This is a genomic window from Nitrospirota bacterium, assembly GCA_040755395.1.
Taxonomy (GTDB): Bacteria; Nitrospirota; Nitrospiria; order Nitrospirales; family Nitrospiraceae; genus DATLZU01.
Genome location: JBFMAX010000002.1, coordinates 13,982 through 34,454, shown reverse-complemented (window position 1 = coordinate 34,454; position 20,473 = coordinate 13,982). Strand labels below are relative to the sequence as shown.

The following is a 20,473-nucleotide window of genomic DNA, read 5'->3' as shown; positions in this document are numbered from 1 at the left end:
GAGGTTTTACTCTCGTCCGATCACTTTGTTAGAATGAACCAGCATGGTTGCTGCTTCGACTCCCGCCGCGACGCCCGAAACCATCGAAAACGTCGACACAGGCACCGGCGACGGCCTGGAAGCCCGGGTGATTGTCTATAATTGCGACTGTCATACCTTCAAACAGGTCATCAAGCTGTTTTGCGAGGTCATTCCGGGGATGAATTCAGACCGGGCGTTCGAGCTCGCCTATCGAATCCATACCCAGGGCCAGGCGGTGGTGTACAGCGGCGAGTGGAAAACTTCGGAAGGAATCGCGCAGCGGCTTTCTGCTGGAGGGCTCAAGGTCGTGGTGCAATAAAGAAGCCTGTCCGACTCCGGGCAGAAGCATCGAGGGTCAGGCAGGCTTCTTTTTTCCGGTTTCCAACCCAGCGAGGGCCGTCTCAGCGACTGCCGACCTTCCGCCGAGCCGCCTTTCGGGAGATCTTCCTGGTCATTTTCCGGCGGAGGCTGGCTTGTTTTCTCCGGGCGGTTCGTTTGGTGACCTTGGTAGCCCGTCGAGGCGCCGACTTTTCGTGCATCACGGGACCAAAAGGCAACCGGCCGACTTTATTGAGCATCTCTCCGCTATAGACCCGAACCTGATACAACTCAAAGAGCTTATTGATGGCTTTGACGTCTCCTTTCCTCGCCAGGTTGAGGAGGCGCCGCCGTTGGTTCATTTCTTCTTCTTCGGTATGAGAGGCAGCCCGTCGCTCCATGCGCAACCCTTTCTCCATCTCCCGCTTTTTCAGAGATGGCGCTCTTACCGGCACGATAGAACGCACATTATATAGGGGAACGAGGGCTTTTGCCAGCCCAAAAGATGCGAACTTCTTCAGAAGTATGCAAAATCTTGAAAGTTTCGCCGGCACGGCTCGGCCAAAGTGACAGCTAAGCGTTTGAAATATCGATTTCTCTTCATGGTCGAGCCATCGGCTGAGTCGAGGGCGAGGATAGCTTATCGGGTTGTAGCCGTATCGTGTGCCGACTATAATCCATCACCCATCGGACTCCGGCTGCCGGAGCCTTCCGGTGGGCGAACCAGAAAGGAGCGAGTCCATGGAAACGTGCAAGCGAGAACCGGAACAGAGCACCGTCGCCGACGATCCCCAGGCGAGAGCACTCCTGCGCAAAGCGTTTGACAAGACGGCTCGATGGCAGTCGGATTTCAAGGGCTTTACGGCCGACCTGACCGTTAATGTCAACGGGAAAGAAATGAAAGGCGCGGTCACGGTCAAAGGACCGCGCGAGGTGACCGTCAGCATACCGGACGCTGAAGTACAGAAGTGGGCCGAAGGCCAGATCGGGATGATCGCCGTCCACCGGGGTCCCCGGAGCTTCGAAGAATCTGACGGCAAATATACGTTGACGCTTGAGCAAGACGGCCATCCGTTCGGCCCGAAGCTGCTGATCCACGGAGACGGCATGCATTCGTTCTACCGGATCAAAGACGACCGGATCACCCAGATCAACAGAACGATGGCCCATCCCGGCATGCCGCCCTTCGCCTTTACGATCAACGTCGAAGACAGCGCGCTCACGCAGGACGACAAGTACATCACCACGCGATACACCGTCTATTACTACTCCCCGCAGGATGGAAAACTGTCGAACGTCGAAAGCTTCTCGGACACGCACGTCCGCGTCGCCTCGTCCGACCTGCCGGCCGGACGGCGCATCATTTCGTTCGAAAACGGCGCGGTGGTGGTCCGCAGCCTGACGTTTTCGAATCACAAGATGCTGTGAAACGGGATGGACCTTCGGACAGTGCATCCGCGCAGCCCGCGTGAGAAGCTGGCCGGGTACGCCCATCTCGCCCGGATGATCGACAAATGCCGGGCCGTCCTCGCCGGGACCCAGGGCGACTACATCTATCCCTGCCCGATGGACAAACGGCTGCTGGACTTTGCCGGTCTGACAGCGGAACAGTTTACCGAGGCGGTTCATGCCAGAGCATCCGACCAAGCGGTCGTGGCGTGGTTCGTCGAACATGCAGCCCGGCATTCGCCGGCCGAGATCGAAGCCTGCAACGAGATGCTGCTGACGCGCGGGCCCGATACGGAAGAGAAATGGGAATATTTCAAGAAGTGCCGCGACGCCGTGGACCCGACAAGAACCGACATCACCAGTTGGGCCGACTTACTCGACTTGGAAGAAGGACGCCCGGTTCCCGTTCGCCATACCGCCGGGCGGTCATAAAACCGCGTCACTCGTCAAACGGTCAACCAGGACATGTCAACCGTCATCCGTCATTTGCCAATCGAGAAAATCGTTGCGTTGCTCAGTGTCCTTCCCGATTGACCATTGACGAATGACCAATGACGCTTATTGCCATCCCTCCCCGCTGGTCGCTCCGCCGAAGCCGCCGAAGTTGCCGCCGAAGCCGCCCTGGCCCGTCCCCCAGTATTCTCCGCGACTGATGCGGCCGTACGGATGGCGCAGATCGGGTCGGCTGATCCACCAAAGAAAGATCAGTGAACCGATACTGGTGAGGACCGTAATCCACACCCCGAGCCCTTTGACGTGGGCGCGAGAGGGCGTCCCAACGCGGATGTCCTGCGACACGGACGCCAGCGCGACCGCTGTGCGATAGAGTCCCTCCCCGTAACGACCGGTCTTCAACGACGGATCGAGATAGTCGCGCCCAACCCTTGTCACCACCTCCGGCGTGACGACCGGCACCATCCGCTTGCCGACCGTGAGAGCCGCCTGCCGCTCCTGCACTGCCAGCAAGACCAGCACGCCGTGCTCCTGCTGCGCCGTCCCGATCCCCCATTTGTCGTACAACGTCGACGCATATTCGTTCGCCGTGGCGTAAGGATGCAGCGAGCTGACGGTGACGACCACCATTTCGACGCCGGTCTTCCGCTCCAAGTCCTGACACACGGAGCGGATGCGCGCCTTCCAGTCGTCATCCAGCGCTCTGGCATGGTCGCTGACGTATCCAAGCGGCTCGGGCAGCGGCGGCTTGCCGCCGGGAACGGCATCGACTCCCCGCGGAGCCAGCAACAGGCCCATTCCCAACAGCACCGCGGCGGCTTTCCCTCTCACTCGTGCCTTCGCCACCTCCGCAGTCCGCGCCCCGCACTCCGCCTCCCACATTCCTAATTTCACATTCCTCATTCCTCATTCCTCTTCGGAAACACTCCCTGGGTTTTCCATTCGCCCACCCGCCGAACCAGCGCCTCCAAGCAGGCGACATAGCGGCCGAACAGCCGCGGCACTTCCGCTCCACCCGGTGAAATAAGGCCGCGCTTGAGGTTGAAGGCTTCGGCGAAGGCGGTGACGTCACACTGCAAATTCGACTGCACCTCTCTTAGAGCGGCCTCCGAAGAGGTCGGCGCCTGGTATCCCATGACGCGCAACAACCCGCGCAGACAGGGTAAGAGGGCCGTCAGAGAGAGGGGGAGCAGGATCGTGATGGCTTCCACTGTTCCTGATCCTTCCACAAACCGCTGGCGGAGACGAAGCAGATTGCTCCTCAGGCCCTGTTCAACCTGGAACGGCAACTGGCGAAGGTCGATGGACAGGCCGGGAAACGGGTCCCGGCCGGCCAACAGACGGTGGTGCTCCTTCATTTCCAGATATTCCAGCGGAAACAGCGCAGCCGACGCTTCAAGCTCCGGTTGGGTCATGAACAGCGGAACGACGATCTGCTCCTTGCTCCAGCGGCGGTGGACCTTGCCGTATGGCTTCAGCGCCGCCGCTTCACCGGTCGTCAGCAGGAACAGCAGGTTGAGGTTGGATCGCCCCGGAAGATATTCATCGCGCGCCGCGCTGCCATAGAGCACGATCCCTTCCAACGTTGACCCGAACAGTTCGATCACTTCCGGCATGTACGACCGCAACGTCTCTTTCACCTCGGTGGGCAGACCGTCAAGCGGACGATCGGGTGGTCGCATGGCCTGCGTTCTCCTTGTGAAAATCGGTCAGCCGGTCGGTTCCGGCGAGACATGATGCGCCCGCGGGTCGGGCAGAAACCCGACGGCCATCAGCCGATCGAGCAGTCCAAAGGGAGGTCTGGCGCGCAAACCGGCCGTGGCGGCCAGCACTTGATATCGGAGCCTGGGATTCCGATCCAGCGTCCGGAACACGCGGTCGCGTAACAATCCCAGCAGCGGGTTGCCGGTGTTCCAGAAGACGACCTGTTCATCGGCCAGCCGTTGAAGCATGTCCACCTGAGGGCGGCGATGACGCTCATAGACGCGAAGTTTTTCCGCCGACCAATCACCGGATTCCAAACAGGTCGGAATGACATCGGCGAGCGTCATCGCATCCACCATCGCCTGCATTCGCCCCTGCGAGGCATGCGGATTCATCGCATGAGCCGCATCGCCGATCAGCGCGGCGCCGTCGGCGACCCACCGGGGGGCGCGGACTCGGCCGGTCGGCATATACGCGGTTTGCTCCCAGTCCTTGAGACCGCGGAAGGTCGCTTCCAAGCTCGGATCGATCTTGACCCATTGTTCCTGGAGCGCCGACAGTCCCCGGGCTTTCACCTGCTCCATGGTGCCGGCCGGAATCATGTAAAAGAGATAGACCTTGCGGCCTGCCGCCGGGAAGACGCCGAGAATGGTCTTGCGTCCCACGAAATAGCGCGCGTCCGCCAGCTCCTGCGGCGTGTCCAGAATCGCGATCAGATAGCCATCCGGATAGAGATGCAGGCTCGCGGGGATCTTCAACGCCTCGCGGACCTTGGAGAAGGCCCCGTCGGCGCCGACCACCAACTTGGCCGACACCTTGACCGGCGTACCGCCGCAATCCGCAATCAGGCCCACCACCCGCCCATGCTCGAAGAGGAGCGAAGAACACTGCGCGCCGTACCACAGCCGGCCGGGATTCCGAGCCTCCAACTCGCTCAGGATGACCTGGTGCGCGACGTTGGGGAGCGTCACGATGGCTCGATTGAACGGCGGTGGAAGAACTCCGTAGTCGATCGTGCAGAGGCGTTCCCCGCCGACGCGGTAAAAATGAAAATACCGGACCGACCGCGTCGCCTCGCCGGGAAGTTTGCCCAGCAACCCCAGCCGATCGAATATGCGCTGGCCGTTCGGTTGTAGAATTTCGCCGCGCAAGCCTTGGGGAGGCCCGGAGGCTTGTTCCAGCACCAGGGTCCTGACCCCTCTCCTGGCCAAGGCCAGGGCCAACACCGCCCCGCCCCCGCCAGCCCCGACGATCGCCACATCGGTTTGTTCGATCCGTTCCATCATCGCGTCGCCGCGTCTCAGTCCTGCCAGAGCCCGTAACGGCTCTGGTCTTTCCACATGGCCAGAAACTTCTCGCGCGCCTTGACGCTGGTCATATGATCGGTGATCACGTCGAGACGTTCGTCGTTGTAGCGATTCCCGCTGCCGGTTTGGTTGACGGAGCCGGACGTATTGACCTCGTCGTCCACCACGACCTGTTTCAGATGCATCAGCCCGTCGTGTCGATTGACCCGGACCGGAATCCCGGCCAACCGCAGGGTCTCCAGCGCCGTCCGCTGTTTCGGATCGTCGAGTTTCTCCCGATCGGTCATGACGCGCACGTCTATGCCGCGCTTCTTCGCCGAGATCAGCGCCTTAACGGCGGGCGGATAGGTCAGGCCGTAGACCGCGACATAAATGTACCGGCGAGCGCCCTCGTAAATCCTGACGATCCGATCGACGGGCGTATCCTCCGGCGCGTAATAGATCTCGATCGACGCGGCGGTTCCGACCGTCGCCGACAGCAGAGCCAGGACGAGACAGCAGACGGCCGTAAACCCTGTTCCCGGCGATCGCCGCTTATACCGGTTCCGACCGGCCCTCCGCGCCATCACGTCCCTGTTTCTTCAAGGATGAGGCCGGTCAGGAACTTGGACTTGACCTCGGTGATCGACGTCGGTTTGGCCTCCAGGATCATTTTCTTTATCATCCCTTCGCCCGAGGTATTGCCGACCAGCAGCGCTCCGACCAGTGTATCGTCCCGCAGCGTGAGCTTGCGATAGATTCCTTTGGCCTGATCCAGTCCTTTCAACATCACAAGACCGCCGCCCGTCGCCTGGGTCATCCCCAGCACCGTGACGCGCACGCCGCAAAACGTCTCCGAATTAGATACGATCACGCCGCGGTAAGGATGCCCATCGCCCGCCATGAAACCTCCGGCCAGCTTGCCCTGCTCGACGGCGTTGTTCCAGTTCGTCACGACCCGGAACTGTCCGGAGATCGGGTCGTACCCTTGCACCGCGTCGCCGGCCGCAAACACGTCCGGAACGTTCGTGCGAAATTCATGGTCGATCAGGATCCCGCGGTCGATTCGGATCGAGCCGCCGTCCAGAAACGCCACATCCGGGCGGACACCGATCGCCACGACCACGGTCGACGCCTCCAAGCCGCGGCCCGCCGAAGTCGTGACTCGATCGATCCGGCCGTCGGCACCGACGATCTCCGCCACCTCCTCGCTGAGAAGGACTTCGATGCCCCGCTGTCGGACGCCTTGCCGGACCAATTGCGAAGCCGTCTCGTCCAACACCGGCGCCCACAGACGCGGTTCCCGTTCCAGCAAGGTCACGTGACGGCCGCGCTGCCGTACGCCTTCCGCGAGAATCAGCCCCAGCACTCCTCCGCCGACGACCACGACCGGCCGGTCCGTTTCCATCACCAGCCGGATCAGCTTCCGGGCGTCCTCCCACGTCCTGACCGTCACGACCCCGGGATTCGATGCCCCGGGGCAGGAGATCGTCAGAGGATAGGATCCCGGAGCAAGCAACAGCGCGTCGTAGGCAACCCGTTCCCCCCCGGCCAGTTCGACCGTACGCTCGGAGGCGTGAACCTTCGCGACCACGGTCCGAAGCCGGAGTCGAATGCGGTGCTCGCGATAATAATCCTCCGGATAGAGCGGCATCTCGGCGTCGGACGTCGAGCCGCCGACGTAAGTATCCAACTCCGTTCGGTAATACGGCGGATCATGATCGCGATCGATGACGACGATCTCGCCGTCGTGGTCCTTGTTTCGAATCGCGACCGCCGCATGGACGCCGGCCGGTCCGGCCCCGACAATGATGTAGCGCCTTGCGGGCATGCGCCGCTCTTTCACCCGCCGAGATCGAATTGCGCCGGCGGGCTAGATTTCAGATCACTCCAACTCGAAAAGAGACCGGAATTGGTCGTCGGAGGCGTCCCACGCTTGAGGCGAATGCCGGCTGAGCCAATCCCGCAGGAACATTTTCTGGCCCGGCGTCAGCAGTTGCTTGATCTGGTGGGCGCGGCCCTGAAGCGGCTGGAGGAAGCCGCATCGCTTGTTGAAATCCAGCGTGGCGGTCCGGACATAGAGGTTCGTGTAGGCGGTGGGCCTGTCTTCGTCCCCGTCCCCCTGCACCCAGACCGAAAGAAATTTCTCGAGGTTCAGCCCCGCACTGTCCATCGCCGGCTCCGTGTCGTGAAACAGCTCGTTTTCCGATTCCTTGAGCGGAGTCGATTCCTGCGCGCGAAACATAAAATTGCGTTTCCACATCGACCTTTCCTCCGAAGTGGAGGCATAGTGGAGTGACGCTTCCTGAAAAGTCAAGACGCGCACGGCGTGATCCGGGCACAGCCGCAACGCCGAGCGAACTCGCTTACCTTGACAATCCGACGGGTCATTTGCTAGCTTGCAGGAATTCTCTAGGCCCCAGGCCGAGTTGGGAGCGTTCATGCAGGTCACGATCAACGGAAAAGCCGAAGAAATTCAAGCCGGAACAGTCCTCGATTTGCTCAAAGCTAAGAACATTGAGCCGCAGATGGTCGCCGTCGAACTGAATAACACCATGCTGGACCGAGAACATTTGGCGACGACCCCCATCAAAGAGGGAGACCAAGTCGAATTCCTGTTTTATATGGGCGGCGGCCGGTGACCATGGGGGCTCACAAAGAGATCACCCAACTGATCGGACGGACGCCGCTTGTCCGCCTGAACCGTCTTTCGAGGCCGGACTCGGCGACAATTTACGCGAAGGTTGAATCCTTCAATCCCGGCGGGAGCGTCAAGGACCGGATCTGCCTCAACATGATCAACGAGGCGGAGCGGCTCGGCAGGCTCAAGCCGGGGGGCACGATCGTCGAACCGACCAGCGGCAACACCGGCATCGGCCTCGCGCTCATTTCGGCGGTGCGCGGTTATAAATTGATCCTGGTGATGCCGGAAAGTATGAGCATGGAGCGGGCCAGCCTGCTGTCGTCCTACGGCGCCCAACTGGTGCTGACCGCCGCCTGGGAAGGGATGAAAGGCTCGATCAAGGAGGCGGAAAGCATCGTGGCCCAGAACCCGTCCTATTTTATGCCGGATCAGTTTTCCAACCCGGCCAACCCGGCCGTGCATCGGATGACCACCGGGCCGGAAATCTGGGAGGCGTTGGAAGGCCAGATCGACGCGTTCGTCGCCGCGGTCGGCACGGGCGGCACGATCACCGGCTGCGGCGAGGTCTTCAAGGAGCGCAATCCGGAGGTCAAAGTGATCGCCGTCGAGCCTGCCGGTTCGCCGGTCCTCTCCGGCGGAGACCCTGGCCCGCACAAAATTCAGGGCATCGGCGCCGGCTTCATTCCGAAGGTGCTCAATCGGAAAATTTTGGATCGCGTCATGACGGTGACGGATGACGAGGCCTACCAGACGGCGAAGCTGCTGGCCAAGAAAGAAGGGTTGCTGGTCGGTATTTCGGCCGGCGCCAACGTCTTCGCGGCCCAGAAGGTGGCGGACGAACTGGGCCCGGGCAAGAACGTGGTCACGATCCTGCCCGACACCGGCGAGCGGTATATCAGCATCGAGAAGTATTTCAATATTTGACGTGAAACGTGATGGGTGATGCGTTATACGAGGGAACCGTGAAGACACAGGCAAGTCGAGCAACGCATCACGCATGACGTATCACGCATAACGTGGCTTATGAATTTCACCGACGACCAAATCACCCGGTACAGCCGGCATATTCTCTTGCCGGAGGTAGGCGGGAAAGGCCAAAAGAAAATCGCGCAGGCCAAGATTCTGCTGGTCGGTGCCGGCGGTCTGGGCTCGCCGGCCGCGTTGTATCTGGCCGCCGCCGGTGTGGGCACCATCGGGTTGATCGACAGCGACGTGGTGGATCTCTCGAACCTCCAACGCCAAGTCATCCACCATACGCCGGATGTGGGGCGTCCCAAGGTCGCCTCCGCCCGAGAAAAGATTCAGGCGCTGAATCCGGACGTCTCGGTGGAAACCTACGAGGACCGTCTCACTTCCAAGAACGCGCTCGACGTCGTCAAGGGATACGATGTCGTCATCGATGGGGTGGATAACTTTCCCGCGAAGTTCCTCATCAACGACGCCTGTTTTTTCGCCGACAAACCGCTGGTCCACGGCGGCATCCTGCGCTTTGACGGGCGCGTGATGACCATTATTCCCGGAAAATCGGCCTGCTACCGGTGCGTGTTCAAGAATCCCCCGCCGCCGGGCTTGGTCGCGAGTTGCCAGGAAGCCGGTGTGATCGGCGTTCTGGCCGGGATCATCGGTACGCTCCAGGCGACGGAAGCCTTGAAGCTGGTTCTGGGCATCGGGCGCCCGTTGACCGATCGGATGCTGGATTTCGATGCGCGCCGGACCGCATTCCGCGAGATCAGGACGAGGCGGAACCCGAACTGCCCGCTCTGCGGCGACCATCCGACGATCGCGGAACTCTTCGATCACGAACCGGAGACCTGCGATCTGAGAACGACAACCGTCAGCGATCAGCCGTCGGCGGTCAGCAAGCATTGACGGTTCATGCCGACGGCTGAAAGCTGAGAGCTGACAGCTTTTTTGAAGGTGTCCCATGAGCAAGATGAAAGCGCTTGTCTGCCGCGAATGTGGCAAGGAATATCCCACCAAGGCCATCCATGTGTGCGAGATGTGCTTCGGTCCGCTCGAGGTGAAATACAACTACGAGGAGATCAAGCGGACCGTCTCACGCAAGAAGATCGAGGAAGGCCCGCGGAGCATGTGGCGCTACATCGACCTGTTGCCGGTCGAAGGGACGGCGCTCGTCGGACCACACGCCGGCTTCACGCCCATGGTGCGCGCCAAAAACCTGGGCGCCTACCTGGGGCTGGACGAGCTGTACATTAAGAACGATACGGTCAACCATCCGACCTTGTCGTTCAAAGACCGGGTCGTCGCCGTGGCCCTGACCCGCGCCAGAGAGCTCGGCTTCGAGACGGTCGCCTGCGCCTCGACCGGCAATCTGGCCAATTCGGTCGCCGCCCACGCCGCCGCCGCCGGCATGACCTGCTATGTCTTCATCCCCGGCGACCTGGAAGCGGCGAAGGTGCTGGGCAATCTGATCTACCGGCCGAACGTCGTCGAAGTCGAAGGCAATTATGACGACGTGAACCGGCTCTGCAGCGAGATCGCCGCCGAGCACGGCTGGGCGTTCGTCAATATCAACGTGCGGCCCTACTATGCCGAAGGCTCCAAGACGTTGGCCTTCGAGACGGTCGAACAATTGGGGTGGCGGACACCCGATCAGGTCGTCATCCCGATGGCGTCCGGCTCTCTCCTGACCAAGATCTGGAAGGGCCTGAATGAAATGCACGCGTTGGGGCTCGTTGAGGCCGTCCGCACCAAGATCAACGGCGCCCAGGCGGAGGGCTGCTCGCCCATTGCGACCGCGTACAAGGCCGGCCGGGACTTTTTCAAGCCGGTGAAGCCGAAGACGATCGCCAAGTCGCTCGCCATCGGCAACCCCGCCGACGGCTACTACGCGCTAAAGGCGACGGCGGAGAGCAAAGGCGCCATGGAGATGGTGACCGACGAGGAAATCGTGGAGGGGATCAAGTTACTGGCCCAGACCGAAGGGATCTTCGCGGAAACGGCCGGGGGTGTAACCATCGGGGTGCTCCGCAAGCTGGTGAAGCAGGGTGTGATCAAGAAAACCGACGCGACGGTGGCCTATGTGACGGGCAACGGTTTGAAAACCCAGGAGGCGGTCATCGACGCGGTCGGCAGGCCGGTTCGCATTCAGCCGAGTTTGGTGAGTTTCGAGAAGACATTCAAGATGGGCAAAAACGGCGGTGGTGACGCATGATCAAAGTCCGCATTCCGACTCCCCTACGGCCGCTGACCAAGGGACAGGGCGAGGTTGAAGCCAAGGCCGCGACGATCGCGGAGATGATCGAGCACCTGAACACGACGCATCCCGGCTTGAAAGACCGTCTCTGCGACGAGACGGGGGAACTGCGCCGGTTCGTCAATATCTACGTCAACGAAGAGGACATCCGCTTCCTGAACGGCAAGAACACCTCGCTCAAGGACGGCGATGAGGTGTCGATCGTCCCCGCCATCGCGGGAGGGCGTTGATGCCGAGCCTTCGCTTTCACATCCGGTTCCCTGAGGAAAAGATCAAGGAACCGATCATTTATCAGATCGGCCACGAGTACAAGGTCGTGACCAACGTCCGGCGGGCCGATGTGCGGGAAACCACGGGCTGGATGGACGTCGAACTGACCGGCGAGACCGCGGAAATCGAGCGGGCCGTCCAGGGGCTGAGAGAGAAAGGTTGCATCGTCGATCCGATCGAGTTGAACGTGGTGGAATGAGGACGTCAATCGTCAACCGTGAACCGTTAATCGTCAGCATCGAAGACTCCCACCCGTTCAACGAATAACGATTCACGAATAACGTCTTCGAACCATGGACTTCACTGACGAACAGATCCAGCGGTACAGCCGACATATCATCCTGCAGGATGTCGGCGGGAAGGGCCAGAAGAAGCTGGCGCGGGCCAAGGTGCTCGTGATCGGTGCCGGCGGGTTGGGTTCGCCGGCCGCGCTCTACCTCGCCGCCGCCGGCGTCGGTACGATCGGATTGGTGGACGGCGATGTCGTCGACCTGTCGAACCTCCAGCGACAGATCCTGCACACCACCGCATCGGTCGGAAAGCCGAAGGTGGAATCAGGCCTCAAGACCCTCGCGGCGCTGAACCCGGATGTGACGGTCAAGACGTATCAATTCCATGTCGATGCCGACAACATCATGGGCCTGCTGCACGACTACGATGTCATCCTGGACGGCTCCGACAATTTCTCGACCCGGTTCCTGGTCAATGACGCGTGCTTCTTCGCCAAGAAGACCCTCATCTCCGGCAGCATCTTCCGGTTCGAAGGCCAGTTGACGACCATCAAGCCGCATGAAGGCTACCCCTGCTATCGCTGCCTGTACCCCGAGCCGCCTCCGGCCGGCCTGGTGCCGAACTGTCAGGAAGCCGGGGTCTTGGGCGTGCTCGCCGGCACCATCGGGGTGCTGCAGGCGTCCGAAGCGATCAAGGAAATCCTCGGCATCGGCGAAACGTTGGCCGACCGGTTGCTGATCTACGATGCGCTGGAGATGAAGTTCCGGAAGGTATCCAGACCGAAAGACCCGGGCTGCCCGCTCTGCGGGGCGCACCCGACCATCACCGATCTGGGCGGGAACTACACCGTGACCTGCAGCATCTGACCGTGCCCGACCTCAAGATCCCCCGGCGCATTCTGGACCAAATCGTCGCCCACGCCCGGGAACTCGATCCCTATGAGTGCTGCGGGTTGCTGGCCGGAAACGATCGGACCGTCACGCACATCTACCGGATCAAGAACGTGGTCGCGCTCGACGGCGCGGAAAAGCTGGCCGGCTTTGATGAAGCCAAGGCGGCCCACTTGGAGCGCCTCTCTCCCCGGGAACGGGCGGAGATCGCCTTTGTCATGGATTCCCATGATCTGGCTCTGGCTCAGAAGGATATGAGGAAACGGGGCCTGGAGCTGCAGGTCGTCTACCATTCCCATCCCAACGACCCGGCCCGGCCGTCGGTCACCGACATCAAGATCGCGACCGAATACGAGGACTACTGGGGGAAGATCAACCTGCCGGTTCCCGCCTATCTGCTCATTTCGCTTCAAGACAAAGCCAAGCCCGACATCCGGACCTACTGGATCCGGAAGGGTCGGGTGACACCGGCGGATATTCAAACGATCTGACGCCCTTCCGCTCATTTCACCTCCTTCCCGTCCGGAAGAGTTTCATGTACTATTGTGCCGTCTATTCACCCCGTACCTTTCATTCATCACTCTAGCGGAGGGTCCCGTCATGCCACGAACAACCATGATTGGGTTCATCGTCTTCATTGCCTTGGCTTTTCTCTTCGGCTGGTCCGCCGTAAGTTTCGCCGTGGAGAAAAGCTTCTACAGTCCGATCATTCAGATCGACAAGCAGAACGGCCGCATTGTGATCGCGGATAGCGGGGCAGTCTTCTGGGTCGATCTCCCGGAGGAAGCGAAGCCGCACGTGGACAAGCTTCCGCTGATGACGCTGGTCGACATCGTCGTGGAGTTACGTCCCGACAAGCCGCCGTTGCTCAAGACCTGGAAAGTCACAGGCGGCGAATCCGCCTGCAAGTTCTTCGACGGCAAGACGTGTCACTGAAGCGGGCACGAGGCGTGCGGCGAGGGCCCGTGGGAAAAGATGCAGCGCGGGCGACGGGCGAGACGTTCGAAGGAGGATCAGGCGGATGCTTACTCCGAGCTGCCGAGCATGTCGTCGATCAGCGGGCGATTGATATCGCTGCACCCCGGACAGATCGTGTCGAACAGGGCCTCGTGGTCGGCCACATAATTCTTCGCGTCCACCAGCTTGTCCTTGATGACCTCGTCGTAACAGGCATCACAGAGCATCATCAGGCCTCGCATCACGGACACGGTCTTTCGCCCTGTGCTTCCCGGCATGGATTTTCCGTCGTCCGCGAACCGTTATCCGCGAACCGCCAAGACTCGGCCGGAGCCCCGATTCACGGTTAACACGTAACGGTTCACATCCGCTCAGACCGATCCCTTGTACTGAGCGACCATGAAGTCTTCCGTCTCCAACTCCACGCCGCAGCGGGGGCATTCGTACGGCTTGTCCGGCGGAGGCACCGTCAGCTCGTTGCGGTCGATGCGCCCGAGGCAAACATGGTAGAAATGCCCTCTCGCATGCTCGCTGTCCAGCGGATCGCTCTCATACACTAACACCATCGTCACCCCTTCATTGACTGACCGAGAGTATAGCCACGTGGCGACAGAGTCCGCAATCCTGCGGTCCAGCGGGTGGCTAGATTTGGAACTGGGCCTCGTAGAGCCCCGCGTACACTCCGCCTCGATTCAACAACTCCTCGTGCACGCCTTCCTCGACGATGCGGCCGCGTTCCACCACGACGATGCGGTCGACGGCGTGGAGCGTCGACAACCGGTGCGCGATGATGAACGTCGTCCGCCCGCGGGTCAGGTGGCTCAAGGCTTCGCGGATTTTCACCTCGGTTTCCGTGTCGATATTGGACGTAGCCTCGTCGAAGATGACGATGGGCGGGTCCTTCAGAAGAACGCGCGCGATGGAGACCCGTTGCTTCTGGCCGACCGAGAGCTTGACCCCGCGCTCTCCGATCCAGGTGTCGTACCCCTCCGGCAGATCCATGATGAACTCATGAGCGCGGGCCGCGCGGGCCGCCGCCTCGATTTTCTCCTGATCCGCGGACAGATCGCCGTACGCGATATTCTCGCGCACGGTGCCGTTGAACAGGAACGGCTCCTGCTGCACCAACCCGATCTGGCTCCGGAGAAAGGCAAGCGGCAAGTCCCGCAGATCGTAGCCGTCGATCGTGATCGCGCCGGATCGGATGTCATAGAAACGCATGAGGAGCTTGAGCATCGTGCTCTTGCCCGCCCCGCTCGGACCGACCAAAGCCACCCGTTCGCCCGGTTTCACCGTCAGTGTGACGTCCGACAGCACGGGCGCGTCCGCGCGATAGTGAAACGACACCCGATCGAAACGAACGTCGCCCCGCAATCGCGCGACCGGCCTGACCGCTCCGGGCCGATCCCGGACTTCCGGCGCGGTGTCCAGCACGTCGAACACGCGCTCGCTGGCCGCGAGCGCATGTTGCAGCATATGGTTGACGGAGTGGATTTGATTGATCGGAACATAAAAGAGCGCCAAATAAGATAGGAACATCACCAACTCACCGACCGTCAGCGCTCCGGCCAACACCTCTCCGGTCCCGTACCACAGGATCAGCAGCGTGCCCGCGCTGCCCACGAAGATCATTCCCGGCGAATAGATCGACCAGAGACGCATCGCCAGGAGGTTGCTCCGGCTGTACTCCTGGCTTAACCGGTTGAACCGTTGCTGCTCGTAGGCCTGCTGGTTGAACCCCATCGTCTCCCTGATGCCGGACAACGCATCCTGCAGATACGCGTTCAGCTCCGCGGCGCTTTTTCGGATGCGATGGTAATAGGTATGCACCCGCGCCGTGAATTTCAACGCGGACATGATAAGAACCGGAATCGGGATAAGGGAGAGCAAGGCGAGCTTCCAGTTCAGCGAAAAGAGCATGATCGCGATGCCCACCAGAGTCAACGACGCGGTGAGCATGCCCTCCAACCCGTCGATGAAGATGCGTTCGACATGCTCCGTATCGTTGTTGACCCGCGACATGATTTCGCCGGTCGCGCGGTTCTCAAAGTAGCCGAGCGACAGGCGTTGGAGAGCCGCGAAGACCTGGGCCCGCAAGTCGTGCACGACGCGCTGCTCAAGCGTATTGTTGAATCGGATACGCAGGGAGGCGCACAGGTTCTTGAGCCCGTAGGCCAGCAGTAATCCGGCCAAGGTCCAAGGCAGCAACTCCGGCCGCTTGGCCGCGATCACGTCGTCGATGACGACCTTGACGAGCCACGGCGGCACCAGTTCCATCGCCGTGGCAAGCCCGGCGAAACACAGCGTGATCAACGCAAGGAAGCGATACGGCTTGAGGTACGTGAGGACGCGGAGAAGGGAGTTCACTCGACAATTATGAATTGTGAATTCTGAATTATGAATGACAATTCAACATTCCTCATTCAACATTCCTCATTGGCTGCTAGATGACGGCTGCGGTTTCTTTTCTCCAGTAATGGTCGAACTCCTCCAACTGGGTGAGCGTCGACAGATCGGTCATGCGGTCGAGGAAGAGCTTGCCGATCAGGTGATCGAGTTCGTGCTGGATGCAGACCGCGTACAGGCCGGACGCCTCGAAGTCGACCGGAGCGCCGTACCGGTCCAACCCCTTCACCCGCACCATCGACGGCCTGGTCACTTTGCCTCTCAACCCGTCGATGCTCAAGCATCCCTCCCAGTTCTCGATCTGATTGGGTCCGTAGTAGAGAATCGTCGGGTTAATCAGCACGGTCTTGGGGAACCCGCCTTCGCCCGGACATTCCATAACCACCAGTTGTTGCGAACGGGACACCTGCGGGGCCGCAAGCCCGATGCCTTCCGCCTCGTACATGGTCTCGAACATGTCGTCGATGAAGTGTTGGAACGACGATGACCGAATGTCGGCGGGATCGACCGGAGCCGCGATCTTTCTGAGAACCGGGTTGCCAAGCTTGGCGATTTTCAACCGAGCCATACGAATCTCTCTGCAGTGAAACCGGACAGAACCGGAGGCGATTCTTATAGCATAGGCCTCTCAACGCCGACAAGACGCGGGCCGTTTCGCTCCGCGCGCATTACCCTTGCGGAGAAGCCCCCTTCGGCCTTCTCGGCTCCGGCAACTCGAACGTCTCCTGGCTCGCGTTCCACCAATCGATCCACTCCTGCGCCCACTCTTGGCGCTCTTGCTGCGTCGAAGCTTCCCAGTTGTGCATCTCGCTTTCGTGTCGCGTCAACAGCCAGAGCGAATGGATGGCGGAAATCGCTACGAAGCGCTCCTCGTCGGACAACAACGAAATCAGCACGGGAACCACCGCCTTCTGGCGGACATAGCGCGATTCGAACGCCGCGGCCTTCCGGATGGTCGGATTCTGGTCTTTCGCCATCAGTTCGATGGCGACGGGCGCCTGCGAAGGATCCAGCCGAACCGCGACCCGCAAGGCGTGCTCACGGATTCTGGGCATCTCGTTCGGCTGCTTGGCGGTCTCGAGCAACGCGGGCACGGCCGCGGTCGCCTTCAACATCGACAGCGTCTCGATCGCGTTGTAGCGGAGTCGCGGACCCGACATGGTCAAAGCCTTGACCAGGACCGGCACCACCGGCTCACCCAGATGCACGAACTCCCCCATGGCCCAGAACTCCTGTTTGCCTTCCAGCAGGGGAAGCAGCGCCTCCGCGCGCTGCAATTCCTCTTGGCTCAGCGGTTCGGTGTTCTGCGGGACCGACGTGTCCGGAGCGGTTTCCAGTTTTGGCGGAGCCTCGTACGGAATCTGGACGGGAACGATCGGAGGGACGTTCCCTCCGGCCCACACCGCCCGCGCACCGCCCCACATCGACGCCGCCCCGATCAGTACCGCCGCCAGCAGTCTCATCCCCGCCTTCATGGCACGCTGTCCTCCTCCGTATCACGTCGATTCATCGACGCCGTCTCCGTTCCGTCGCCTATCCGCCGCGTTAGGTTTCTCGTCCATCGCGTCGTCGGTGCACGATATCATACAACACCGGCAGCACGAGGAGAATCAGCACCGCGGCCGTCAGCATCCCGCCCACCACGACCCTCGCGAGCGGCCTCTGCGCCTGCGATCCGATGCCCGTCGCCACGGCCGCCGGCAGGAGCCCGATCGCCGCCGCCAGCGTCGCCATCAGGATCGGCCGCATCTGAACATCCGCCCCCTTCATGATCGACTCCGTAAGAGGCATGCCGGAGCGGCGGAAATCCTCGATACGAGAGATTAACAACACGCCCCCTAGGATTGCCACCCCCAGGGTCGAAATGACGCCGACCGCCGCGGAGATGCTGAAATGCGTGTTCGTCGCGACCAGGGAGAGCACGCCGCCGATGAGCGCGAACGGCACCGTGACGAGGACCAGCAACGCGTTCTTGACCGAATTGAAGGCCGTGTAGAGGAGAAACAGAACGATGACGAGGCTGAGCGGCACGACCTTGGTCAGCCGCTTTTGCTCGTCCTTCAACTGATCGTACTGGCCCGCCCACTCCATAGCGTAGCGTTCGGGAAGACGCACCTCCCTGGCCAGTCGGGCCTGCGCCTCCTGCACCGTGCTGGCCAAGTCCCGATCCCGCACGCTGAACTTGATCGGGATGTAGCGGCGGTTGTTCTCCCGATAGATGATGAACGCGCCGGTCTGAGTCGTGATGCTGGCCATCTGCTTGAGCGGAATGCGCGCGCCGTTCGGCGTGCTGACCAGAATGTTCCCGATCGCCTCGGGATCCTGCCGAAACTCGGGAAGAAACCGGACGACGAGATCGAACAACCGCTCGCCTTCGTAGACTTTCGTGACGGCTTGCCCGCCGACCGCCGCCTGGACCACCGCATTGACGTCAGACACCTGGAGCCCGTACCGGGCGCTGGCCTCCCGATCCACCTCGATCAGCAGGTTGGGTTGTCCCATCAGACGGAAAATGCCCAGGTCCTTGACGCCCGGCACCCGCCGCATCACCCGCTCGATCTCCACGGCTTTCGCTTCCATGACTCTCAGGTCGGTCCCGAACAATTTGATGGAGTTCTCGCCCTTGACCCCGGACATGGCCTCCTCGACGTTATCCTGAATCACCTGCGAGAAATTGAAGATGACCCCGGGGATCGACTTGAGTCGCTCTTCGATCTCCGCAATCAGCTTCTCTTTGCTCAGGCCGGGTCGCCACTCTTTGTGCGGCTTCAGGTTGGCCAGGAATTCCGCGTTGAAAAAGCTGGTGGGGTCGGTCCCGTCGTCGGGCCGTCCGAGCTGCGAGGCGACCGTCGTCACCTCGGGGGATTGCCGGAAGATCTGCCGGATCTCGGTCGTCAACCGCGCCGCCTGGTCGAATGAGATATCCACCGGCATGGTCGCCCGCACCCACAGATTTCCCTCCTCCAACGCCGGCATGAATTCGCCGCCCAACAATCGGAGGGCCATGAGCGCCGTCGCGAGCAGCGCCAGCACGAAGCCCACCACGATCATTTTGTGCGACAGGGCCCAGCGCAACGTCCCCGCGTACAGACGGCGGACCACGCGGACCACGGCCGTGTCCTGCTCATTGATCGGGCCGGTCAGCAGCAGCGAGCACAGCACCGGCGCCAGCGTAAAGGCCATCAGCAACGCGCCCAGGAGCGCGAAACCGTACGTGATGGACATGGGCGCGAAGATCTTGCCCGGCACGCCGGTCATCGTGAACAGGGGAATGAAGGCCACGACGATGATCGCCGTCGAAAAAAAGATGGGGCGCCCGACTTGGCGGGCCGCCCGGACGATCTGCTGCGGCGGCGTCAATCCGGGACCGCGGTGATGGGCCAGATGGTAGAAGATGCTCTCCACCATGATCAGCGTCGCATCCACGATAATGCCGAAGTCGATGGCCCCGAGCGAGATGAGGTTGGCGGACTGCCCGATCAGCACCATCATGGTGAACGTGAAGAGCAGCGAGAAGGGAATGGTCAACGCGACGATCACGGCCGCGCGGAAATGGCCGAGAAACAGATACAGGATGACGAACACCAGGACCATGCCGCTGATGAGGATGTCCGTCACCGTCTCCAGCGTGGTGTTGATCAGAACCGTGCGGTCGTAAAACGTTTTAATTTTCACGCCTTCGGGCAGTTTCCAGGCATTCAACTCCTGGACCTTCGCTCTGACCCCCTCGAGTACGGACAGCGCCTTGTACCCGCGTTGCAGCAGCACCACGCCTTCGACCACGTCGTCGCGATCGTCGATCCCGACTTTTCCCAGACGCACGCGATGGCCGACGGACACCTGGCCGAGGGTCTTCACGAAAATCGGAATCCCCTCCTTTTCCGCCACCACCACGTTCTCGATGTCCGCGAGGCTGTTGATCAGCCCCAATCCTCGAATGTTGAAATTCTGCGCCCCGACCGTCAGGTAATTGCCACCGACGTTGGCGTTGCTGTTGGCGAGCGCTGTCATCACCTGCGGCAGATTGACACCGTAGCTGATCAGCTTTCCCGGGTCGATATCGACGTGATATTCCTTCGTGGTGCCGCCGAACGCCGTCACGTCGATAACCCCCGGCACGCGCCGGAACTCTCTTCGCAATTCCCAGTCCTGAATGGTTTTCAGATCGGTCAGGCTGACGTGTTCTCCCGCCAATTCGTACCGATAGATTTCGGCGATCGCCCACCATGGTGAGAGCGTCGGCTGAGCGCCAGGCGGCAGGGTTACCATCGTGAGGCGGTTCAACACCTCCTGCCGGTCGAAGAAATAGTCGGTGCCGAAGTCGAAATAGACCTTGATGTCGCTGAGGCCGAAAATGGACACCGACCGAATGTCGGTGAGCCCCGGCGTGCCGTTGAGCGCCACCTCGATGGGAATGGTGATCTGACGTTCGATCTCCTCGGCCGACCACCCGTGATATTGGGTGATCAATTCGACCATCGGCGGGGAGGGGTCCGGGTAGGCGACGATGTCGAGGAGGTGAAAGGCGTAGAGCCCGCCGAAGAGAAGACTGATGCCGAGGGTGCAGAGGAGAAACCGCTGAACGAGGGAAATTTCAACGATTCGTGCGATCATCGTCTCGGCCCAT

Annotated in this window: 25 protein-coding genes; 12 read left to right on the top strand and 13 right to left on the bottom strand. The window is 61.1% G+C overall.

The genetic code is table 11. The features are described from left to right. Positions 1-43 precede the first annotated feature (43 nt). Positions 44-340: an ATP-dependent Clp protease adaptor ClpS gene (locus tag AB1555_04145; protein MEW6245883.1), complete on the top strand. Its 297-nt coding sequence runs from the start codon at positions 44-46 to the stop codon at positions 338-340. An 82-nt stretch (positions 341-422) separates the two neighbouring features. Here the strand turns inward: AB1555_04145 and AB1555_04140 are convergent, their stop codons facing one another. After that, entirely contained in the window at positions 423-758 is a 336-nt protein-coding gene (locus AB1555_04140) for a hypothetical protein (protein ID MEW6245882.1), read from the bottom strand. A 322-nt stretch (positions 759-1,080) separates the two neighbouring features. On the opposite strand from AB1555_04140, the gene AB1555_04135 reads away from it, so the two are divergent. Both AB1555_04135 and AB1555_04130 read left to right on the top strand, forming a co-directional pair. Further along, a complete protein-coding gene (locus AB1555_04135) occupies positions 1,081-1,767 on the top strand; it encodes a DUF3386 family protein (GenBank protein ID MEW6245881.1) in 687 nt (228 codons plus the stop codon). A 6-nt stretch (positions 1,768-1,773) separates the two neighbouring features. After that, positions 1,774-2,220 carry a DUF5069 domain-containing protein gene (locus AB1555_04130; protein MEW6245880.1) on the top strand — a complete coding sequence of 149 codons (447 nt, stop codon included), beginning with the start codon at positions 1,774-1,776 and terminating at the stop codon, positions 2,218-2,220. A gap of 126 nt (positions 2,221-2,346) precedes the next feature. On the opposite strand, the gene AB1555_04125 is transcribed toward AB1555_04130, so the two are convergent. From AB1555_04125 to AB1555_04100, 6 genes are read right to left on the bottom strand one after another with little or no spacing between them, the layout of a single operon-like run. Beyond that, positions 2,347-3,144: a TPM domain-containing protein gene (locus AB1555_04125; protein ID MEW6245879.1), complete on the bottom strand. Its 798-nt coding sequence runs from the start codon at positions 3,142-3,144 to the stop codon at positions 2,347-2,349. Further along, on the bottom strand, positions 3,141-3,923 hold the full coding sequence (locus tag AB1555_04120; GenBank protein ID MEW6245878.1) for a hypothetical protein: 783 nt from the start codon (positions 3,921-3,923) through the stop codon (positions 3,141-3,143). The genes AB1555_04125 and AB1555_04120 overlap by 4 nt, the downstream gene beginning before the upstream one ends. A 27-nt stretch (positions 3,924-3,950) precedes the next feature. Then, positions 3,951-5,231 (bottom strand): FAD-dependent monooxygenase, encoded by a 1,281-nt coding sequence (locus tag AB1555_04115; protein MEW6245877.1) that lies wholly within the window; start codon positions 5,229-5,231, stop codon positions 3,951-3,953. A gap of 14 nt (positions 5,232-5,245) precedes the next feature. After that, positions 5,246-5,818 (bottom strand): phospholipase D-like domain-containing protein, encoded by a 573-nt coding sequence (locus AB1555_04110; GenBank protein ID MEW6245876.1) that lies wholly within the window; start codon positions 5,816-5,818, stop codon positions 5,246-5,248. Beyond that, on the bottom strand, positions 5,818-7,062 hold the full coding sequence (locus AB1555_04105) for an FAD-dependent oxidoreductase (GenBank protein MEW6245875.1): 1,245 nt from the start codon (positions 7,060-7,062) through the stop codon (positions 5,818-5,820). The genes AB1555_04110 and AB1555_04105 overlap by 1 nt, the downstream gene beginning before the upstream one ends. A 54-nt stretch (positions 7,063-7,116) precedes the next feature. After that, entirely contained in the window at positions 7,117-7,494 is a 378-nt protein-coding gene (locus AB1555_04100; protein ID MEW6245874.1) for a hypothetical protein, read from the bottom strand. Between the two features lie 178 nt (positions 7,495-7,672). Between AB1555_04100 and thiS the strand changes: the two genes are divergently transcribed. The 9 genes from thiS to AB1555_04055 all read left to right on the top strand — a co-directional run bounded on the left by thiS (position 7,673) and on the right by AB1555_04055 (position 13,419). Beyond that, positions 7,673-7,873, top strand: coding sequence for a sulfur carrier protein ThiS (thiS, locus tag AB1555_04095; protein ID MEW6245873.1), 201 nt, complete (start codon positions 7,673-7,675; stop codon positions 7,871-7,873). 2 nt (positions 7,874-7,875) lie between these two features. After that, positions 7,876-8,799, top strand: a complete 924-nt coding sequence (cysK, locus tag AB1555_04090; protein MEW6245872.1) for a cysteine synthase A — start codon at positions 7,876-7,878, stop codon at positions 8,797-8,799. Positions 8,800-8,898: 99 nt separating this feature from the next. Then, positions 8,899-9,744 carry a molybdopterin-synthase adenylyltransferase MoeB gene (gene moeB, locus AB1555_04085; GenBank protein ID MEW6245871.1) on the top strand — a complete coding sequence of 282 codons (846 nt, stop codon included), beginning with the start codon at positions 8,899-8,901 and terminating at the stop codon, positions 9,742-9,744. A gap of 55 nt (positions 9,745-9,799) precedes the next feature. After that, complete coding sequence (thrC, locus tag AB1555_04080) at positions 9,800-11,050, top strand: threonine synthase (protein ID MEW6245870.1); 1,251 nt, start codon at positions 9,800-9,802, stop codon at positions 11,048-11,050. Further along, positions 11,047-11,322 (top strand): MoaD/ThiS family protein, encoded by a 276-nt coding sequence (locus AB1555_04075; protein ID MEW6245869.1) that lies wholly within the window; start codon positions 11,047-11,049, stop codon positions 11,320-11,322. Before thrC ends, AB1555_04075 begins: the two co-directional genes overlap by 4 nt. Further along, complete coding sequence (locus AB1555_04070; protein ID MEW6245868.1) at positions 11,322-11,561, top strand: NIL domain-containing protein; 240 nt, start codon at positions 11,322-11,324, stop codon at positions 11,559-11,561. The genes AB1555_04075 and AB1555_04070 overlap by 1 nt, the downstream gene beginning before the upstream one ends. Before the next feature lie 94 nt (positions 11,562-11,655). Beyond that, positions 11,656-12,459, top strand: a complete 804-nt coding sequence (moeB, locus tag AB1555_04065) for a molybdopterin-synthase adenylyltransferase MoeB (GenBank protein ID MEW6245867.1) — start codon at positions 11,656-11,658, stop codon at positions 12,457-12,459. Between the two features lie 2 nt (positions 12,460-12,461). Further along, positions 12,462-12,974 (top strand): M67 family metallopeptidase, encoded by a 513-nt coding sequence (locus AB1555_04060; GenBank protein MEW6245866.1) that lies wholly within the window; start codon positions 12,462-12,464, stop codon positions 12,972-12,974. Positions 12,975-13,083: 109 nt separating this feature from the next. Beyond that, positions 13,084-13,419 (top strand): hypothetical protein, encoded by a 336-nt coding sequence (locus AB1555_04055; protein MEW6245865.1) that lies wholly within the window; start codon positions 13,084-13,086, stop codon positions 13,417-13,419. Between the two features lie 89 nt (positions 13,420-13,508). Here the strand turns inward: AB1555_04055 and AB1555_04050 are convergent, their stop codons facing one another. The 6 genes from AB1555_04050 to AB1555_04025 form a co-directional block, all read right to left on the bottom strand. Next, positions 13,509-13,718 carry a hypothetical protein gene (locus tag AB1555_04050; GenBank protein ID MEW6245864.1) on the bottom strand — a complete coding sequence of 70 codons (210 nt, stop codon included), beginning with the start codon at positions 13,716-13,718 and terminating at the stop codon, positions 13,509-13,511. A 93-nt stretch (positions 13,719-13,811) separates the two neighbouring features. After that, positions 13,812-14,012, bottom strand: a complete 201-nt coding sequence (locus AB1555_04045; GenBank protein ID MEW6245863.1) for a hypothetical protein — start codon at positions 14,010-14,012, stop codon at positions 13,812-13,814. A gap of 70 nt (positions 14,013-14,082) precedes the next feature. Beyond that, complete coding sequence (locus AB1555_04040) at positions 14,083-15,807, bottom strand: ABC transporter ATP-binding protein (GenBank protein MEW6245862.1); 1,725 nt, start codon at positions 15,805-15,807, stop codon at positions 14,083-14,085. Between the two features lie 76 nt (positions 15,808-15,883). Continuing rightward, positions 15,884-16,414, bottom strand: a complete 531-nt coding sequence (def, locus tag AB1555_04035; GenBank protein ID MEW6245861.1) for a peptide deformylase — start codon at positions 16,412-16,414, stop codon at positions 15,884-15,886. A gap of 100 nt (positions 16,415-16,514) precedes the next feature. Continuing rightward, a complete protein-coding gene (locus AB1555_04030; protein ID MEW6245860.1) occupies positions 16,515-17,321 on the bottom strand; it encodes a HEAT repeat domain-containing protein in 807 nt (268 codons plus the stop codon). Between the two features lie 70 nt (positions 17,322-17,391). Next, a complete protein-coding gene (locus AB1555_04025; protein MEW6245859.1) occupies positions 17,392-20,460 on the bottom strand; it encodes a CusA/CzcA family heavy metal efflux RND transporter in 3,069 nt (1,022 codons plus the stop codon). Positions 20,461-20,473 lie beyond the last annotated feature (13 nt).

Coding starts and splice junctions, on each gene's coding strand:
- AB1555_04130 (MEW6245880.1), top strand. CDS start 1,774: ATGGACCTTCGGACAGTGCATCCGCGCAGCCCGCGTGAGAAGCTGGCC.
- cysK (MEW6245872.1), top strand. CDS start 7,876: ATGGGGGCTCACAAAGAGATCACCCAACTGATCGGACGGACGCCGCTT.
- AB1555_04120 (MEW6245878.1), bottom strand. CDS start 3,923: ATGCGACCACCCGATCGTCCGCTTGACGGTCTGCCCACCGAGGTGAAA.
- AB1555_04115 (MEW6245877.1), bottom strand. CDS start 5,231: ATGATGGAACGGATCGAACAAACCGATGTGGCGATCGTCGGGGCTGGC.
- AB1555_04145 (MEW6245883.1), top strand. CDS start 44: ATGGTTGCTGCTTCGACTCCCGCCGCGACGCCCGAAACCATCGAAAAC.
- thrC (MEW6245870.1), top strand. CDS start 9,800: ATGAGCAAGATGAAAGCGCTTGTCTGCCGCGAATGTGGCAAGGAATAT.
- AB1555_04075 (MEW6245869.1), top strand. CDS start 11,047: ATGATCAAAGTCCGCATTCCGACTCCCCTACGGCCGCTGACCAAGGGA.
- AB1555_04070 (MEW6245868.1), top strand. CDS start 11,322: ATGCCGAGCCTTCGCTTTCACATCCGGTTCCCTGAGGAAAAGATCAAG.
- AB1555_04140 (MEW6245882.1), bottom strand. CDS start 758: ATGGAGAAAGGGTTGCGCATGGAGCGACGGGCTGCCTCTCATACCGAA.
- AB1555_04125 (MEW6245879.1), bottom strand. CDS start 3,144: ATGAGGAATGTGAAATTAGGAATGTGGGAGGCGGAGTGCGGGGCGCGG.
- AB1555_04050 (MEW6245864.1), bottom strand. CDS start 13,718: ATGCCGGGAAGCACAGGGCGAAAGACCGTGTCCGTGATGCGAGGCCTG.
- AB1555_04055 (MEW6245865.1), top strand. CDS start 13,084: ATGCCACGAACAACCATGATTGGGTTCATCGTCTTCATTGCCTTGGCT.
- AB1555_04025 (MEW6245859.1), bottom strand. CDS start 20,460: ATGATCGCACGAATCGTTGAAATTTCCCTCGTTCAGCGGTTTCTCCTC.
- moeB (MEW6245867.1), top strand. CDS start 11,656: ATGGACTTCACTGACGAACAGATCCAGCGGTACAGCCGACATATCATC.
- AB1555_04030 (MEW6245860.1), bottom strand. CDS start 17,321: ATGAAGGCGGGGATGAGACTGCTGGCGGCGGTACTGATCGGGGCGGCG.
- moeB (MEW6245871.1), top strand. CDS start 8,899: ATGAATTTCACCGACGACCAAATCACCCGGTACAGCCGGCATATTCTC.
- AB1555_04105 (MEW6245875.1), bottom strand. CDS start 7,062: ATGCCCGCAAGGCGCTACATCATTGTCGGGGCCGGACCGGCCGGCGTC.
- AB1555_04110 (MEW6245876.1), bottom strand. CDS start 5,818: ATGGCGCGGAGGGCCGGTCGGAACCGGTATAAGCGGCGATCGCCGGGA.
- AB1555_04100 (MEW6245874.1), bottom strand. CDS start 7,494: ATGTGGAAACGCAATTTTATGTTTCGCGCGCAGGAATCGACTCCGCTC.
- thiS (MEW6245873.1), top strand. CDS start 7,673: ATGCAGGTCACGATCAACGGAAAAGCCGAAGAAATTCAAGCCGGAACA.
- def (MEW6245861.1), bottom strand. CDS start 16,414: ATGGCTCGGTTGAAAATCGCCAAGCTTGGCAACCCGGTTCTCAGAAAG.
- AB1555_04135 (MEW6245881.1), top strand. CDS start 1,081: ATGGAAACGTGCAAGCGAGAACCGGAACAGAGCACCGTCGCCGACGAT.